This window comes from Geodermatophilus sabuli (genome assembly GCF_900215145.1).
GTDB classification, from domain to species: domain Bacteria; phylum Actinomycetota; class Actinomycetes; order Mycobacteriales; family Geodermatophilaceae; genus Geodermatophilus; species Geodermatophilus sabuli.
On sequence record NZ_OBDO01000009.1, the window covers coordinates 165,995 to 181,630 of the forward strand.

The 15,636-nt window shown below is 73.3% G+C and carries 14 protein-coding genes; 11 read left to right on the forward strand and 3 right to left on the reverse strand.

Going from position 1 to position 15,636, the window contains the following annotated elements; translation table 11 throughout:
• Positions 1-96 precede the first annotated feature (96 nt).
• From CRP39_RS19455 to CRP39_RS19500, 10 genes are all read left to right on the forward strand, one after another.
• Positions 97-1,377, forward strand: coding sequence for an acyl-CoA dehydrogenase family protein (locus tag CRP39_RS19455; RefSeq protein WP_097208028.1), 1,281 nt, complete (start codon positions 97-99; stop codon positions 1,375-1,377).
• Positions 1,374-2,417, forward strand: coding sequence for a phosphotransferase family protein (locus CRP39_RS19460; protein WP_097208029.1), 1,044 nt, complete (start codon positions 1,374-1,376; stop codon positions 2,415-2,417). Before CRP39_RS19455 ends, CRP39_RS19460 begins: the two co-directional genes overlap by 4 nt.
• 133 nt (positions 2,418-2,550) lie before the next feature.
• Positions 2,551-3,600 carry an LLM class flavin-dependent oxidoreductase gene (locus CRP39_RS19465; RefSeq protein ID WP_097208030.1) on the forward strand — a complete coding sequence of 350 codons (1,050 nt, stop codon included), beginning with the start codon at positions 2,551-2,553 and terminating at the stop codon, positions 3,598-3,600.
• Entirely contained in the window at positions 3,597-5,189 is a 1,593-nt protein-coding gene (locus CRP39_RS19470) for a long-chain fatty acid--CoA ligase (RefSeq protein ID WP_097208031.1), read from the forward strand. Before CRP39_RS19465 ends, CRP39_RS19470 begins: the two co-directional genes overlap by 4 nt.
• Positions 5,190-5,280: 91 nt before the next feature.
• Entirely contained in the window at positions 5,281-6,081 is an 801-nt protein-coding gene (locus CRP39_RS19475) for an alpha/beta fold hydrolase (RefSeq protein WP_097208032.1), read from the forward strand.
• Positions 6,078-6,803 (forward strand): SDR family NAD(P)-dependent oxidoreductase, encoded by a 726-nt coding sequence (locus CRP39_RS19480; RefSeq protein ID WP_097208033.1) that lies wholly within the window; start codon positions 6,078-6,080, stop codon positions 6,801-6,803. The genes CRP39_RS19475 and CRP39_RS19480 overlap by 4 nt, the downstream gene beginning before the upstream one ends.
• A 137-nt stretch (positions 6,804-6,940) precedes the next feature.
• Positions 6,941-7,369: a nuclear transport factor 2 family protein gene (locus CRP39_RS19485; RefSeq protein WP_097208034.1), complete on the forward strand. Its 429-nt coding sequence runs from the start codon at positions 6,941-6,943 to the stop codon at positions 7,367-7,369.
• Positions 7,370-7,421: 52 nt separating this feature from the next.
• The gene (locus tag CRP39_RS19490; RefSeq protein ID WP_097208035.1) at positions 7,422-8,513 is read left to right on the forward strand and encodes an LLM class flavin-dependent oxidoreductase; all 1,092 of its coding nucleotides are present in this window, start codon (positions 7,422-7,424) and stop codon (positions 8,511-8,513) included.
• 128 nt (positions 8,514-8,641) lie between these two features.
• Complete coding sequence (locus CRP39_RS19495; RefSeq protein ID WP_216359828.1) at positions 8,642-10,522, forward strand: GAF domain-containing protein; 1,881 nt, start codon at positions 8,642-8,644, stop codon at positions 10,520-10,522.
• Between the two features lie 124 nt (positions 10,523-10,646).
• The gene (locus CRP39_RS19500; protein ID WP_097208036.1) at positions 10,647-11,408 is read left to right on the forward strand and encodes an SDR family NAD(P)-dependent oxidoreductase; all 762 of its coding nucleotides are present in this window, start codon (positions 10,647-10,649) and stop codon (positions 11,406-11,408) included.
• A gap of 152 nt (positions 11,409-11,560) precedes the next feature.
• Here CRP39_RS19500 and CRP39_RS19505 read toward each other — a convergent pair whose 3' ends face one another.
• The gene (locus CRP39_RS19505) at positions 11,561-12,415 is read right to left on the reverse strand and encodes an SDR family oxidoreductase (protein WP_097208037.1); all 855 of its coding nucleotides are present in this window, start codon (positions 12,413-12,415) and stop codon (positions 11,561-11,563) included.
• A gap of 172 nt (positions 12,416-12,587) precedes the next feature.
• On the opposite strand from CRP39_RS19505, the gene CRP39_RS19510 reads away from it, so the two are divergent.
• Positions 12,588-13,496, forward strand: coding sequence for a helix-turn-helix transcriptional regulator (locus tag CRP39_RS19510; protein WP_097208038.1), 909 nt, complete (start codon positions 12,588-12,590; stop codon positions 13,494-13,496).
• Positions 13,497-13,776: 280 nt separating this feature from the next.
• On the opposite strand, the gene CRP39_RS19515 is transcribed toward CRP39_RS19510, so the two are convergent.
• Complete coding sequence (locus CRP39_RS19515; protein WP_097208039.1) at positions 13,777-14,601, reverse strand: ABC transporter permease; 825 nt, start codon at positions 14,599-14,601, stop codon at positions 13,777-13,779.
• Positions 14,598-15,572, reverse strand: a complete 975-nt coding sequence (locus CRP39_RS19520; RefSeq protein ID WP_216359829.1) for an ABC transporter ATP-binding protein — start codon at positions 15,570-15,572, stop codon at positions 14,598-14,600. The genes CRP39_RS19515 and CRP39_RS19520 overlap by 4 nt, the downstream gene beginning before the upstream one ends.
• Between the last annotated feature and the right edge of the window lie 64 nt (positions 15,573-15,636).

Here is a 15,636-nt window from a genome sequence, read left to right on the forward strand (position 1 = left end):
CCGCGGTCGCTTCCTAGCGTCGTCCCCGTCGGGGTCGCCGAGTCGCGGCACCCGACCGTCGACATCCCCCCGCGCGAAGCTGATCGAGGAGGCCGCATGGCCTGGGACTTCTCCACCGAACCGGACTTCGCCGCGAAGCTCGACTGGGCCCGCGAGTTCGTCCGCACCGAGATCTACCCGCTGGAGACCCTGGACCTCGACCACCACCAGTTCCGCCGGCTGGCCGCCCCCCTGCAGGAGCAGGTGAAGGAGCAGCAGCTCTGGGCCGCCCACCTCGACCCCGCCCTCGGCGGTCAGGGGTACGGGCAGCTGCACCTCGGCCTGCTCCACGAGATCCTCGGGACGACGGAGCTCGCGCCCTACGTCTTCGGGTGCCAGGCGCCGGACTCCGGCAACGCCGAGCTGCTCGCCCTGGCCGGCACCGAGGAGCAGAAGCAGCAGTGGATGCACCCGCTGCTCGACGGCCGGCTGCTCAGCGCCTTCTCGATGACCGAGCAGGGCACCGGCTCGGACCCGCGCCAGTTCACCAGCAACGCCCGGCTGGTCGACGGCGAGTGGGTGCTCAACGGGCGGAAGTGGTTCGTCGGCAACGCCGGCCGCGCCGACTTCCACATCGTCATGGCGGTCACCGAGCCCGACGCCCCGCCGCACCAGCGGATGTCGATGCTGATCGTCCCGCGGTCGACGCCGGGCATCGGGATCCGGGAGCTCGGCCTGATGAACGACACCGACGGCCGGCACCCCGTGTGGTCGCACTGCGAGGTCACCTACGACGACGTCCGCGTGCCCGCCGAGAACCTGCTGGGCGAGCGCGGGCAGGCCTTCACGCTGGCGCAGAAACGGCTCGGGCCCGGGCGCATCCACCACTGCATGCGCTGGGTCGGCGTCTGCCGGCGCGCGTTCGACATGCTCTGCGAGCGCGCGGTCAGCATCGACGTCCACGGCAGCCTGCTGTCGGAGAAGCAGACGGTGCAGAACTGGGTCGCCGACTCCAAGGCGGCCATCGAGGCGGCCCGCCTGCTCACCCTGCAGGCCGCCTGGAAGATCGACCAGGTCGGCGCGTCGGCGGCCCGCACCGAGATCGCGATGATCAAGTACCACGGCGCGACCGTGCTGCACGACGTCATCGACCGGGCGATCCAGGTGCACGGCTCCCTCGGCTTCTCCACCGACATGCCGCTGGAGCAGATGTACCGGTGGGCCCGGGCCGCCCGCATCTACGACGGCCCCGACGAGGTGCACCGGGTGACCGTCGCCCGGCGGGTACTGCGCGACTACACGCCGCGCGCGGTGCCCACCGAGCACGTCCCCACAAGGCGGGCCGAGGCCCTCGCCCGCTTCCGCGACCACCTCGAGGTCGCCGTGGCCGCCCAGTGACCGGCACGACGACCGGCACCCGGGTGGCCGACGCGCTCGCCGGGTGGCTCACCCGGCACACCGGCTCCCCCGGCCCGTGGGAGCTGGCCCGCCTGACCGGCGGCAACTCCAACGAGACCTGCCTGGTGCGCGGCGACGGCGTCGAGTACGTGCTGCGCCGGCCACCGCAGCACGCCCTGTCGACGTCGGCGCACAGCGTCGCGCGCGAGCACCGGCTGCTCACCGCGCTCGCCGGCACCGCCGTCCCGACCCCGGCACCGGTGGCGCTGTGCGAGGACCCCGCCGTCCCCCTCGCCCCCTTCCTGGTCATGGACCGCGTCCCCGACGCCGTGTCGATCACCGACGCGCTGCCCCCCGCCTACGCCGACGACCCTGCCGCACCGGCCGCGCTCGCCGACGCCGTGGTCGACGCGCTGGCCGCCGTCCACCGGGTGGACTGGCGCGCGGTCGGGCTGGAGGGGTTCGGCCGGCCGGAGGAGTTCCTCGCCCGCCAGGTGCCGCGCTGGTACGGGCAGTGGCAGTCCGTCGCCCGCCGGCCGCTGCCCCGCATGGAGGCGCTGGCCAGGTGGCTGGAGGACCACCGCCCCACCGACCCGCCGCCGGCGCTGGTCCACGGCGACTTCCACCTCGACAACTGCCTGTTCTCGACGGCGAGCCCGCGGCTGCTCGCCGTCATCGACTGGGAGATGGCGACGATCGGCGCCCCGCTGCTGGACCTCGGGCTGCTGCTGGCGTTCTGGGGCGAGCGGCCGGTGGCCCCCTGCGCGATGCCGCGGATCCAGGCGGTCTCCCGGGCACCGGGCGCCCCGCCCCGCGAGCACCTGCTGGCCCGGTACGAGGAGACCACCGGGGCCGCCGTCCCGGACCTGCCGTACTACCAGGGCCTGGCCTTCTTCAAGCTCGCCGCCATCGTCGAGGCCGCGTACACCCAGCACCTGGACGGGCAGCTGCGGACCGAGTACGCCGCCGCGCTGGAGGACGACGTCCCCGCGCTGCTGGAGGAGGCGGCCGCGACCGTGGGTCTCGGCGTCGCCCGCTGAGGCCGGACGGTTGGAGGGCGCTACAACCGGGCGCCCACCCGACCGGTGACGGCTCCCGGTGTCCCGCTCCAGGCTGTGCCGCGACGATCCCCGCCCCCGGGCGGGTCCGGCGAGCACCTCGAGGGAGACGCCCGTGAGCGAGCGCGACTGCACCTTCGGCCTCTGGTACGACTTCCGGAACCCCGCGCGCTGGCCGCGCTCCTTCAGCACCCTCTACGCCGAGGCGCTGGACCAGATCGCCTGGGCCGAGTCACTCGGGCTGGGCTCGGTGTGGCTCACCGAGCACCACTTCGTCGAGGACGGCTACACGCCCTCCCCCTTCGTCCTGGCCTCCGCGATCGGCCAGCGCACGAGCACCATGCGGATCGGGACCAACCTCATCGTCGCCCCGCTGCACAACCCCGTCCGGCTGGCCGAGGACGCGGCGACCGTCTCGCTGCTCACCGGCGGGCGCTTCGACCTGGGCCTCGGCCAGGGCTACTGGGCGCCGGAGTTCGCCGCGTTCGGCCGCGAGCTCAAGCAGCGCCCCAGCCTGCTGGAGGAGAGCGTCGAGCTGATCCGGCGGGCCTGGTCCGGATCGCGGGAGCCCTACGAGGGCAAGCGGTTCACCCTCCCCGGCGTCCCGGTCACCCCGGTCCCCGAGCAGACCCCCAGCCTGCTCGTCGGGGCGATGGCCGACCCTGCCATCGAGCGCGCCGCGCGGATCGGTGACGGGTTCCTGAGCACGCAGAACGCCCACCAGCAGTCCTACCTGGACGCCCTGGAGCGGCTCGGCAAGCCGGTCGACGAGGGGCGCATCTACGCCGGCCAGTGGGCCGTGATCGCCGACGACCCGGAGCGCACCTGGGCCCGCATCGGGGAGCACGCGCTCTACCAGATCAACAACTACGTCGCGTGGGGAGCCTTCGGCCCCGCCGACCAGGTGCCCCAGTTCGCCGACCCCGACCAGCTGGTCGCCGGCGGCGCGTTCACGCTGTGGGACCCGGCCACGGCGGTCGACGAGCTCACCGCCCTGCTGCGCGACCGCCCCCAGATCAAGGACGTCCACTTCTGGGCGCAGCTGCCCGGCGAGTCCGTCGACAGCGGATCGGAACGGATCGAGGTCCTCGCGACGAAGGTCGTGCCGCAGGTGCGGCAGCGACTGGCGGCCGAGGCGGAGGCCGTGGCCGTGGTGGCCGGATGAGCAGCCCGCTCCTGATCACCGGTTTCGTCCGGCGGGCCGGCGAGTTCTTCGGCGACCGCGAGGTCGTCGAGTACCGCGCGGGCACCGAGGTGCACCGCTGTACCCACCGCGAGCACCACGCCCGCGTCGTCCGGCTGGCCGGGGCGCTGGTGCGCCTCGGGGTCCGCCCCGGCGACCGGGTCGCCACCCTGGCCTGGAACCACCACCGGCACCTCGAGCTCTACTCGGCCGTCCCGCTGGCCGGCGGGGTGCTGCACACGGTGAACCTGCGCTTGGAGCCCGGCGAGATCACCTACATCGTCGAGCACGCCGAGGACCGGGTGGTCTTCGTCGACCGGTCCCTCCTGCCGCTGCTCGAGCAGGTCCGGGCCCGGCGCCCGGACCTGCTCGTCGTCGTCACCGACGGTGGGGGCGGCGAGCCGGGGGTGCTGGACCACGAGGACCTGGTGGCCGCCGGCCCGGACCTGGACGCCCCGCCCGCGGTCGACGAGGACGACCTCGCCGCGCTCTGCTACACCTCGGGCACCACCGGCCTGCCCAAGGGCGTCGGCTACTCCCACCGCGCCCTCTACCTGCACACCTTCGCCGCCTGCCTCGCCGACGGGCACGCGATCTCCGAGCGGGACACGGTGCTGCACGTCGTGCCGATGTTCCACGCCAACGCCTGGGGCATCCCGTTCGCGGCGCTGATGTCCGGCGCGCGCCAGGTCCTCCCCGGCCCGCACCCCACGCCGGCGGACATCGCGCGGGTCATCGAGGCCGAGCGCGTCACCTACGTCGGCATGGTCCCCACGGTCGCCGTGGACCTGGCCCGCCACGCGAAGGCCACCGGTGCCGACCTCAGCAGCCTCCGGGCGCTCGTCCTGGGCGGCTCCACCCCGAGCCTGGAGCTGATCCGCACCCTGGAGTGCGACCTCGGTGTCCCGGTGTACCAGGGCTGGGGCATGACCGAGATCTCCCCCATGGGCACGTTCGCCCGGCCCCCGGCGCGCACCGACGGCGACCCGGCCGCCCGGCACGCCTACGTCCGCACGCAGGGCCGGCTGCTGCCGGGCCTGGAGTGGCGGCTGGTCGACGACGACCTCCGCGACGTGCCCCACGACGGCGTGCACCGCGGAGAGCTGCTGATGCGCGGGCCGTGGGTGGCGACCCGGTACTTCCGCGACGAGCACCCCGAGTCCTTCCACGAGGGCTGGCTGCGCACCGGCGACATCGCCACCATCGACCCTGAGGGGTGCCTGGAGATCGTCGACCGGAGCAAGGACCTGATCAAGAGCGGCGGCGAGTGGATCAGCTCCGTCGAGCTGGAGCAGGCGCTGCTCGCCCATCCCGCCGTCCGGGAGGCGGCCGTGGTCGCCGTGCCGCACGAGCGCTGGCAGGAGCGACCGGTGGCCATGGTGGTCCTGGACGACGGCGCCCCGGCCGGCCCGGCGGAGCTGCTCGACCACCTCCGCGAGCGCGTGCCCGGCTGGTGGTTGCCCGAACGCGTGCTCGTCGTGCCGGAGCTGCCGCGGACCAGCGTCGGGAAGATCGACAAGAAGCGGCTCCGCGCGACCGTGCCGGTCGACCGGCCGGGCCCGCCGTTGTAGGGGCCTCCAAGGCCGCTGCCGAGGAACCGGTGCCCCGCGGCGGCCGGCGCCCTAGCGTCCGCCGCACCGCTGCGAGCCTGGAGGAGACACCATGGCATTCCTGGAGGTCGAGGGGACTCGACGCATCTACTTCGAGCACCACAAGGGGTCCGGCCGGCCGATCGTGCTGATCCACGGCTGGGGCATGGCCACCCGCTGCTGGGACGGCGTCCTGCCCGCCCTGCGGGCCAACGGCAACGCGGTGGTCACCCTCGACCACCGCGCCTGCGGCCGCTCGGACAAGGACTTCGACGACGTCAGCACCGCGGCCATCGGCGCCGACGTGGTCCGGCTGTGCGAGGAGCTGTCCCTGGACTCCCCCGTGCTCAACGGGTGGTCCTTCGGCGGGGCGGTGGCCGTCGAGGCCGCGGCCCGGCTCGGCTCGAGGATCTCCGGCCTCGTCCTGACCGGCGGGGCCACCCCGCGCTACACCGCCGCCCCGGACTGGCCGCACGGCGGCGGTGTGGCCGACGTCGAGGGCGTGCTCGCCGGCGTGGAGAGCGACCCGGCCACCACGTTCAAGGGCGTCGCCTCCGCCGTGTGCGCCGCCCCGGTCAGCCCCGAGGTCATCGACTGGATGTGGGCGATGTTCCTGGAGATGGGCCCCCGCGGCACCGACTCGCTGCGGGACCTCGCCGAGCTGGACCAGCGCAAGACCCTCGCGACGATCGAGGCGCCCGTCTTGGTGCTGCACGGCCGGCAGGACGCCTTCGTGCCGTTCTCCGGCGCCGAGGCCGCCGTGGGCCTGTGGCCGGATGCCCGGCTGGTCGAGTTCGAGCACAGCGGCCACGCCCCCTTCATCGAGGAGCGCGACAAGTACCTCGCGGAGCTGGTCGGCTTCCTCAACCGGTGAGCACGCCGGCGGAACGGGCGCGCACCTGGCTGGTCACCGGCGGCTCCCGCGGCATCGGTCGCGCCGTCGCGGACCGGGCCGCCGCGCTCGGGGACCGGGTGGCGACGTTCGCCCGGTCCCCGGCCGGGGGCGCCGACCGGCTGGAGGTCACCGCCGACGTCACCGACGCGGCCTCGGTGCGGGCCGGCCTCGACGCCGTGCTCGAGCGGTTCGGGTCCCTCGACGTCGTGGTCAACTGCGCCGGCGTCCACCGGGGCGGCCGGGTGGAGAACCTCACCCGCGAGGCCTGGGACGAGGTCCTCGGCACCAACCTCAGCGGCGCCTTCGAGATCTGCCGCGCCGCCGTCCCCCTGCTCGGCCCGGGGTCGGCGGTGGTCAACGTCGGCGCGGTCGTGGGCTTCCGCGGCTTCCCCGGCGACGTGGCCTACGGCTCGGCCAAGGCCGGGCTCAGCGGGCTGACCCAGGTCCTCGCCGTCGAACTCGCGCCGCGCGGCATCCGGGTGAACCTCGTCATCCCGGGGTTCGTGGACACCGAGATGACCGCCGGCCTCAGCGGCCGGGCGCGGGAGAGGATCCTCGCCGCCATCCCCGCCGGGCGGGTCGGCACGGCCGAGGAGATCGCCGACGTCGTCGTCGCCGTGGCCGGCGCCGGCTACATGACGGGGGCGACCGTGCCGGTGGACGGCGGGCTGCTGGCCTCCTTCGGCGGCACGGCCCGGTAGGCGGTTGTGCGGACCTCCAACCGCCGCACCGCGCGGGGATGGCCGCCCCGTACCGCCGTCCCTAGCGTCGGGACACCGCTGGAGGTCCGGCCCGCCGGAGACGCCGATGACCCGCGCACCGAGACGAGGAGCCGCACATGAGCAGCACCCAGGAGGAGACCCGCAGCCGCGAGGAGGCGAACAAGGCGCTGGTGGCGGAGTTCATGGAGGTGTTCTCCGCCGGCGACGTCGAGGGGATCCTGTCCTTCCTGTCGGACTCGGCCACGTGGTGGGTCGCCGGGACCATCGAGGGCATCTCCGGCACCAAGGACAAGGCCGCGTTCGGCGAGATGCTCGCGTCGCTGTCCGGCCTCGCCACCACCGGGGCCATCCGCCTCACGCCGCACGCCTGGACCGCCGAGGGCGACCGGGTGGCCGTGGAGACCGAGTCCTACTGCGAGTTGCGCAACGGCCGCGTCTACAACAACGCCTACCACTTCCTCTTCACCGTCCGGGACGGCCGCATCCAGAGCGTCAAGGAGTACCTGGACACCGAGCACACCCGCGCGGTGTTCGTCACTCCCTGACCGTCCCGCCCTGCCCCCGCCACATCCGGAACCGCATCAGAGGAGATCGTCCATGGACGTCGGTGTGCTGCTCGTCTTCCAGAACTGGTTCGAGGACATGAGTGACGAGGAGGTCTTCACCCGAGACCTCAACCTCGGCGTGCTCGCCGAGGAGTACGGGTTCGACTCGGTGTGGTCGGCCGAGCACCACTTCGACGACTACTCGATGTGCCCGGACAACCTGCAGATCATGTCCTACCTCGCCGCGCGCACCTCGCGGATCAAGCTGGGCACCGGAGCGGTGATCCTGCCGTGGAACGACCCGCTCCGCGTCGTCGAGAAGGCGATCATGCTCGACCACATGTCCCAGGGCCGGGTGCTGCTGGGCATGGGCCGGGGGCTGGCGAAGATGGAGTACGAGGGCTTCCACACCGACATGAACCAGGCGCGCGAGCGCTTCGACGAGGCCGCGGCGATGGTGATCCGCGGCCTGAACGACGGCTTCGTGCAGAACGACGGCCCGCTCTACCCGCAGCCCCGTGTCGCCGTGCGCCCCGGGCCGGGCAGCAGCCGGACGTGGGACGGCCGGCTGTTCGGCGTGGCGATGTCCCCGGACTCGATCCCGCCGATCGCCGACCTCGGCGTCCAGCTCATGACGTTCATGCAGTACGACATCGAGACCCACGCCGAGGCGCTGACCCGCTGGCGGGACCTCCACCTCGAGAAGCACGGACGGCTGCCCGGCCCTCCCCTCCTGCAGGACTTCACCTACTGCCACGAGGACGAGGAGGAGGCCCGCCGCGTCGCGCAGGAGTACATCTCCAAGTACTTCCTGTCGGTCATCAAGCACTACGACTTCGCCGGCAAGCACTGGCGGGAGACGAAGGGCTACGAGGCCTACCAGGCCGGCGCCGACATGATCCGGGAAGCCGGCATGGAGACCGCCGCGGCCGCCTACGTGGAGGCCAACGTCTACGGGACGCCGGAGCAGATCGTCGAGAAGTACGCCCACCGCCGCGAGGTCGCGGGTGACTTCCTGGCCAACGCGGCCTTCTCCTACGCGGGGCTGCCCTACGACAAGGTCGAGGCCAGCATGAAGCTCTTCGGCGAGAAGGTGGTCCCCGAGCTGCACAAGATGAAGGCCAAGACCCCGGTCGGCGTCTGACCGGGTCCGGGTCCGGGTCGGGAACGCCGGCCCGGACCCCGGCCGGGAGCCTCCGCGCAAGCCCCACCGCGGCCGGCGAGCGGGCACACTGCGACGCAGCAGAGGCTCGCACAACGAGGTGGTGGCCCGTGCACGTTGCCGTGTCGTCGACCCTGCCCGCCCCCCGGGAGACCGGACGGTCCGCCCCGCAGGGGGACGGCGCGCAGGCGGCCCGCCGCGAGCGGGAGGTGATCGCCGCCTTCAGCGAGATCACCACCGAGGCGATCACCGCCGCCTCGCAGGAGGACCTCCTCAAACTGGTCGGCAAGCAGCTGTGCCACCTCCTCGGCGTCAGCCGGTGCTCGCTGTACCTGCGCCGCGACGACGGCCGCTTCTTCGGTGCCGCCGGTCACTGCGAGCGCGAGGGCGACATCACCGAGGCGGTCAAGGCGCAGGAGGCCGGCATCCCGGACGACGACTTCAGTCGTGAGGTCATCACCAGCATGACCCCGGTGCTGATCAGCGACGTCACCCGCGACCCGCGCCCGCACCGCCGCACGATGGAGCGGTGGGGCGTGCGCGCCATGCTCGGCGTGCCGCTCGTCTTCGACGACGAGGTCATCGGCCTGGTCTTCGTCGACGACGTCGACCGGGAGCACGCCTACAGCGACGAGGACATCGCCCTCACCACGCTCTTCGCCCGGTTGGCTGCCCTGTTCATCCGGCAGGCGATGCTCAACGCACGGCTCAAGGACAAGGTCGCTGAGGCGGTACGGCAGCGCAACGTGCTGGAGTACCTGGCCGACGTCCACCGGGAGCTGACCAACGCCGTCCTCCAGGGCGCCGACATCCGCGCCGTGGTGAGCTCGCTCAGCCAGCTGTCGGCCAAGCCGGTGGTGCTCTACGACGAGGACTTCCAGGTCGTCACCTGGGCGGCGCCCCCCGGGCTCAGGATGGCGGCCCCGCCGGTGCTCGCGCCCGAGACCCTCGCCGTCCCCTCGGTGCGCGCCGCACTGTCCGCCCTCCGCACGGGCCGCCCCTCCGCGGTGGTCCCGCCCACCCGGACGCTGGGGCTCGGCCCGCGCAACCTCGTGTGCCGGCTGGTCATCGAGGGGGCGCCGAGCGGCTACCTCAGCATCGTCGAGGTCGGCCGCAGCCTCAGTGACCTGGACACCAAGCTGGCCGAGCGCGGCGCGACCGTCCTGTCCCTGCAGGTGCTGTCCGAGCGCCGGCAGGTGGAGGCCGAGGGCCAGGCCCGCGACGACTACCTCTCCGACCTGCTGCGCGGCTCCCGCGACGAGGACCAGATGACCCGGCGCGGCCTCCAGTTCGGCGTGGACCTCTCCGAGCCGCACGCGCTGGTCCGGGTCTGTCTGGCCAGCGGCGGGCAGCAGCCCAGCGCCTCGGCGGTCCGGAACCTCGTGGTGCGGCAGTTCGCCACGTCGCTGCGCGGCGGCGAACCACCCGCGGTCAGCCTCCCCGGTGCGGTCATCGTCCTGGTCCGGCTGGACCGGAGCGCGCCCCACGCCGGGCCGGAGGGGCTGCGGCCCGCGGTCGAGTCCGTCGTGGCCACCCTCGCCCCGGCGTCCGGCATCCGCAGCGCCGTCATCTCCAGCGTCTGCCGCAGCGCCACCGACTTCACCGTCGCCCACCGCGAGCTGCGCGACGTCGACGACCTCGCGCGGGCCTTCGGCTGGACCCAGGGGGTGCTCACCGTCGACGAGCTCGGGCTGTTCCGGGTCGTCCTGAGCACCGGCCGCGTCAAGGAGGCCCTGCGCTTCGCCCACGATCTCGTCCGTCCGCTGCGCGAGCACGACGGCGACGACGGGGCCCTGCTGGCGACCTGGCGGGCGTTCCTCGCCGCCGAGGGCCGCGTCCAGCCGACCAGCGCCGCGCTGGGGGTGCACGAGAACACCGTCCGGTACCGGTTGAGCCGGATCCGGGAGATCACCGGCCAGGACCCCGCGAGCCTCGACACGCTCCTGACCGCCCGGCTGGCCTTCCAGGTGCTCGACCTGGCCGGCGGGTAGCCGCCCGGCCCTCGTCCCCGCCTTGGTGACACCTCCAACACCGGCTCCACGAAGGTGGTGCCAGGCCACGCCCCCTTCCCTAGCGTCCGGGGCGACACCAGGTCCGAGGGAGAAGGAGACCGGCATGGGCGCACTGACAGGGCGCGTGGCCATCGTCACCGGCGGCGCGCAGGGGATCGGTCAGGCGACGGCCCGGCGGATCGCTGGAGACGGAGCCGTGGTGCTCGTCGCCGACCTCAAGAGCGACGAGACCACCGTCAAGTCCATCCTCGACGACGGCGGGCAGGCCGAGCACCACGTGGTGGACACCCGGCGGGCCGCGGACTGGCGAGAGCTGGTCGAGCACGCCGTCGCCACCCACGGCAAGGTGGACCTCCTCGCCAACGTCGCGGGAGTGGTGAACACGCAGTCCCCCGACGAGGTCGTCGACCTGACCGAGGAAGCCTGGGACACCGTCCTGGACACCGATCTCAAGGGCGTCTGGCTCGGGATGAAGCACGTCATCCCGTCGATGATCGAGGCCGGTGGCGGCAGCATCGTCAACGTCTCCTCGCTCGCGGCGCTGAAGGGGATGCTCAACCTCGCCTCGTACTCCGCGGCGAAGGCCGGGGTCATCGGCCTCACCCAGCAGGTCGCCTACAGCTACGCCGAGGCGAACATCCGCGTGAACGCCGTGGCGCCCGGGACCATCGACACCCCGATCCTGCAGGACATCACGCCGGAGCAGAAGCAGATCAACGCCAACGCACACCTCATCAAGCGGCTCGGCCGGCCCGAGGAGGTCGCTGCCGCGATCGCGTTCCTGATGTCGGACGACGCCTCGTTCGTGACCGGCCAGACCCTGCCGGTCGACGGCGGTTGGGCGATCAACGGCCGCAACTACTGATGCCCTCCGACGGCCGGCTCGCGGCCACGGTGGGTCTGCCGGCCGCGAGCAGACTGGGCGGAAGAACCCGCAAGTGAGCCCCAGCTCCCCATGTAGGGCCTGGTCAGCCGACCGGGCCCTACATGGGTCTGTGGCTGCCGGCGATGGTGGCGTCAGGCGTTGGCCGGGGTGTCGTCGTGGGCTAGGGAGCTGGACAGCTCGCGGTGGGCGTCGGCCTGGGCGAGCAGCTGCTGGGCCTTCTGCTCGAACGCCCCGACGGCGTCGACGCCGGCGGCCCAGCGCAGCGGCGGCTCGGCGGAGCCGGCGAGCTGGACCAGCGCGCGGGCGAGCTTGGCCGGGTCGCCACCCTGCCGGCCGTTCATCCCGGTCCAGGCGGTGACCGTCTGTCGGGTGCGCTCGGCGTAGTCGGCGATCGTGGGCTCGGCGTAGCGGGTGGAGTCCTGGGTGAGCAGTTCGGTGCGGAAGAAACCGGGCTCGACGAGCATCGTGCGGATGCCGAAGGGGGCGACCTCGGGGGTCAGCGACTCGCTCCACCCCTCGAGGGCGAACTTGCTGGCGGCGTAGGCGGTGCAGAACTCCTGTCCGACGATGCCGGCGGTGGAGCTGATGGTCACCACGAGACCGGAGCGCTGGGCGCGCATGACCGGCAGCACGGCGCGGGTGACGTTCAGCGGGCCGAACAGGTTGGTCTCCATCTGCGCCTGGTAGTCCTCGGGGGTGATCTCCTCGAAGAAGCCGGCGTAGAAGTTCCCGGCGTTGTTGACCAGCACGTCGATCCGGCCGAACCGCGCGACGGCGGCGTCGACCGCCGTCTGCACGCCGGCCGGGTCGGTGACGTCGAGCGCCGCGGTCAACAGGTCGTCGTGCGCGCCGACCGCGGTGGTCACCCGCTCGGCGTTGCGGCCGGTGGCGACGACGGCGTGGCCGGCGGCCAGGGCGGCGCGGGTGATCTCGGTGCCCATGCCGCGGCCGGCGCCGGTGACGAGCCAGACCTTCTTGTCAGTCATGTCGTTGTCCTTCGGTGTCCGGGAGGCGAGGCGGCGCCTGCAGGGGGCGAGCGGCTGTGCGAACTCGCTGGAGTCGAGGGAACGCCGGTCGTCGGCCGTGTGGCAGAGCCTGACGTGAGGGGGTACTGGCAGGGACCCCCTCACCGCTGCGAGCGGACCTAGCCTCGGTGTCGTGGACACCCGGAAGGACCTGCGCGAGTTCCTGGCCACTCGACGGGCCAGGATCACCCCGCAGCAGGCCGGCCTGCCGACCTACGGCGGGCACCGGCGCGTGAAGGGCCTGCGCCGGGAGGAGCTGGCGCTGCTGGCTGGAGTCAGCGTGGAGTACTACACCCGGTTGGAGCGCGGCAACGCGCACGGCGTCTCCGACAGCGTGCTCGAGGCCCTCGTCCGGGCGCTGCAGCTGGACGAGGCCGAGCGCGCGCACCTGTACGACCTGGCCCGTACGGCCGACGCAACGGCCCGCAGCCGTCGCCGGCCGCCGCAGCAGCGCGTCCGTCCGGGGATCCAGCGGTTGCTCGACGCGATGACCAGCGTCCCGGCGTTCGTCCAGAACGGGCGGCTGGACGTCCTGGCCGCCAACGCCCTTGCCCGCGCGCTCTACACCGACCTGTTCGACGACGCCGGATCCGGCCGGGGTACCGGACGGGCGCCCAACCACGCCCACTACACCTTCCTCGACCCGCGGGCCGCCGACTTCTATCCCGACTGGAACCGCGCCGCCGCCGACAGCGTGTCGCTCCTGCGGGCCGAGGTCGGCCGCAGCCCCGACGACCGGGAACTCACCGAGCTCATCGGGGACCTGACCACCCGCAGCGAGCGGTTCAGCGCCCTGTGGGCCACCTACAACGTCCGCTGGCACACCACCGGCACCAAGCTCTTCCACCACCCCGTGGTCGGCGACCTGTCACTGGCCTACGAGGGGCTGGGTCTGACCGCTGACCCCGGCCAGACCCTCATCACCTTCACCGCCGAGCCCGGCTCGCCGTCCCAGCAGGCGCTGACCTTCCTCGCCAGCTGGGCCACCTCGCCCGAGCAGACGACCGCCTACGACTGGACCAGCGAGGATCACACGGCCTGACGGCTCGGCTGCTGTCCCCGAGCGGGTCTCGGGGGAACGGCCGGAGGCACGGTGTGAACAGGTCGCGACGTTGACGTGACAACCGGTCCAGGAAGATCGACTGCGAGTCTGTGACCTGGTGGGTTCGCCTTCAGGGCAGAACCCCCACATGGTGCAGCTGGCGTTCCGGTTCCTCCGCTCCGCCTCGTTGCCCCGTTGATCATCGTCGTCCGGCTGCTCCCGTCGGCGCGCCGGGCAGCCACCATCCGATGATCAACGGGGAGCTCCGGAGCTCGGGAGCTCAGCGGCTCAACCCCTGCCACCGCCGGACACTGAGCGCCGCGAACAGCACGGTCAGCACCACCGGCCAGGCGACGGCGAGCACGAGCGCGTGCTCGGTCGCCCAGCCGCCCCCGGCGTCCACCGGCTGACCGAACAGCCCTCGGACGGCCGTGACCGTGGCCGCCAGCGGGTTCCACTCGGCGATCGTGGCCAGCCAGCCGGGCATCGTGGACGCCGGTACGAAGGCGTTGGAGAGGAACGCGAACGGCCACACCAGGACCTGCACCGCGGTCACCGTCGCGGGATCCCGGGTCAGCAGGCCGAGGAAGACCCCCATCCACAGGAACGCCGACCGCAGGAGCAGGAGCAGGCCGACCGCGGCCAGCACCTCCGCCGCACCACCGGGCCGCCAGCCCACCGCGAACGCTGCCGCCACCAGCACGGCGAGGCCGAGCACCGAGGAACCCAGGTCGGCCAGGCAGCGACCCGCGACGACGGCGGACGGCGCCATCGGCAACGACCGGAAGCGGTCGGTGATCCCCCGGGTCGCGTCAGTGACCACCGAGGTCATGGTCGCCTCGAGGCCGAAGACCATCGCCAGGCCGAACAGCCCGGGGACGAGGAAGTCCCGGTAGTCGCCGCCGGGCACCACCATCGCCCCGCCGAACAGGTACACGAACATCAGCAGCAGCAGGACCGGGAACAGCGCCCCGACCAGCACCACCGCGGGCTGCCGGCGCCAGTGCGCGACGTCCCGGCCGGCGACGGTGACCGCGTCGGTGACCGCCCAGCGCAGCCGCTCGACGAGGTCGTCCTCGGCGACGGGGGGCAGGACCGCGCTCATGCCGGCACCTCCGCCCGCGCGTGGCCGGTGATCCGCAGGTAGGCCTCGTCCAGCGTGGTCGGGCGCAGCACCAGGTCGTCCACGTCGATGCCCGCCCCGTCCAGCGCCCGCACGACATCGCCGACGACGCCGGGGCGCCGATCGACCGGCACGACGACGCTGCGACCCGGCGCAGCCTGCCGAGCCCCGCCCCTCGGACGGCCGCCGGCCGGCCCGGCCGCGGCCCGCTCGGCCAGCGCGGCGGCCTCGGCCGCCCGCGCGGGGTCGCTCACCACGAGCTCCAGCCGGTCGCCCCCGATGGCGGCGGTGAGCTCGCGTGGGGTGCCGCGGGCGGCGACGCGACCGCGGTCGAGCACGCAGACGTCGTCGGCCAGGTGCTCGGCCTCCTCGAGGTACTGGGTGGTGAGCAGCACGGTGGTGCCGCCGGCGACCAGGGTCCGCACGGCGTCCCAGACGTCGCGCCGGCCGGCCGGGTCGAGCCCGGTGGTGGGCTCGTCGAGGAACAGCACCTCGGGGGCGAGGACCAGGGCGGCGGCGATGTCGAGCCGGCGGCGCATCCCGCCGGAGAACTGCCGCACCGGGCGGTCGTCGACGTCGCCGAGGCCCACCTGCGCCAGCAGCTCGCCGGCCCGGCGCCTGGCCGCCCGCCGGTCCAGGTGGTGCAGCCGGGCGAACAGCACCAGGTTCTGCCGGCCGCCGAGGACCTCGTCCACCGCCGGCTGCTGGCCCACCATGCCGAGGCGACGGCGGACCGCCCGTGGCCGGCGTACGACGTCGAGACCGGCCACCTCGACCGTGCCGCCGTCCGGGCGTAGCAGCGTCGTCATGATCCGCACCGCCGTCGTCTTGCCCGCCCCGTTCGGACCGAGGAGGGCGCACACCGAGCCGCGCGCCACCTCCAGGTCGACGCCGTCGAGCACCGCCGTCCCGCCGTAGACCTTGCGCAGACCCAGGGTCCGGATCGCCGCCACCGCCACCTCCGTACGCTGTACGACATCGAGTCCGAGGGACACGGTACGCCGTACGGAGATGGGC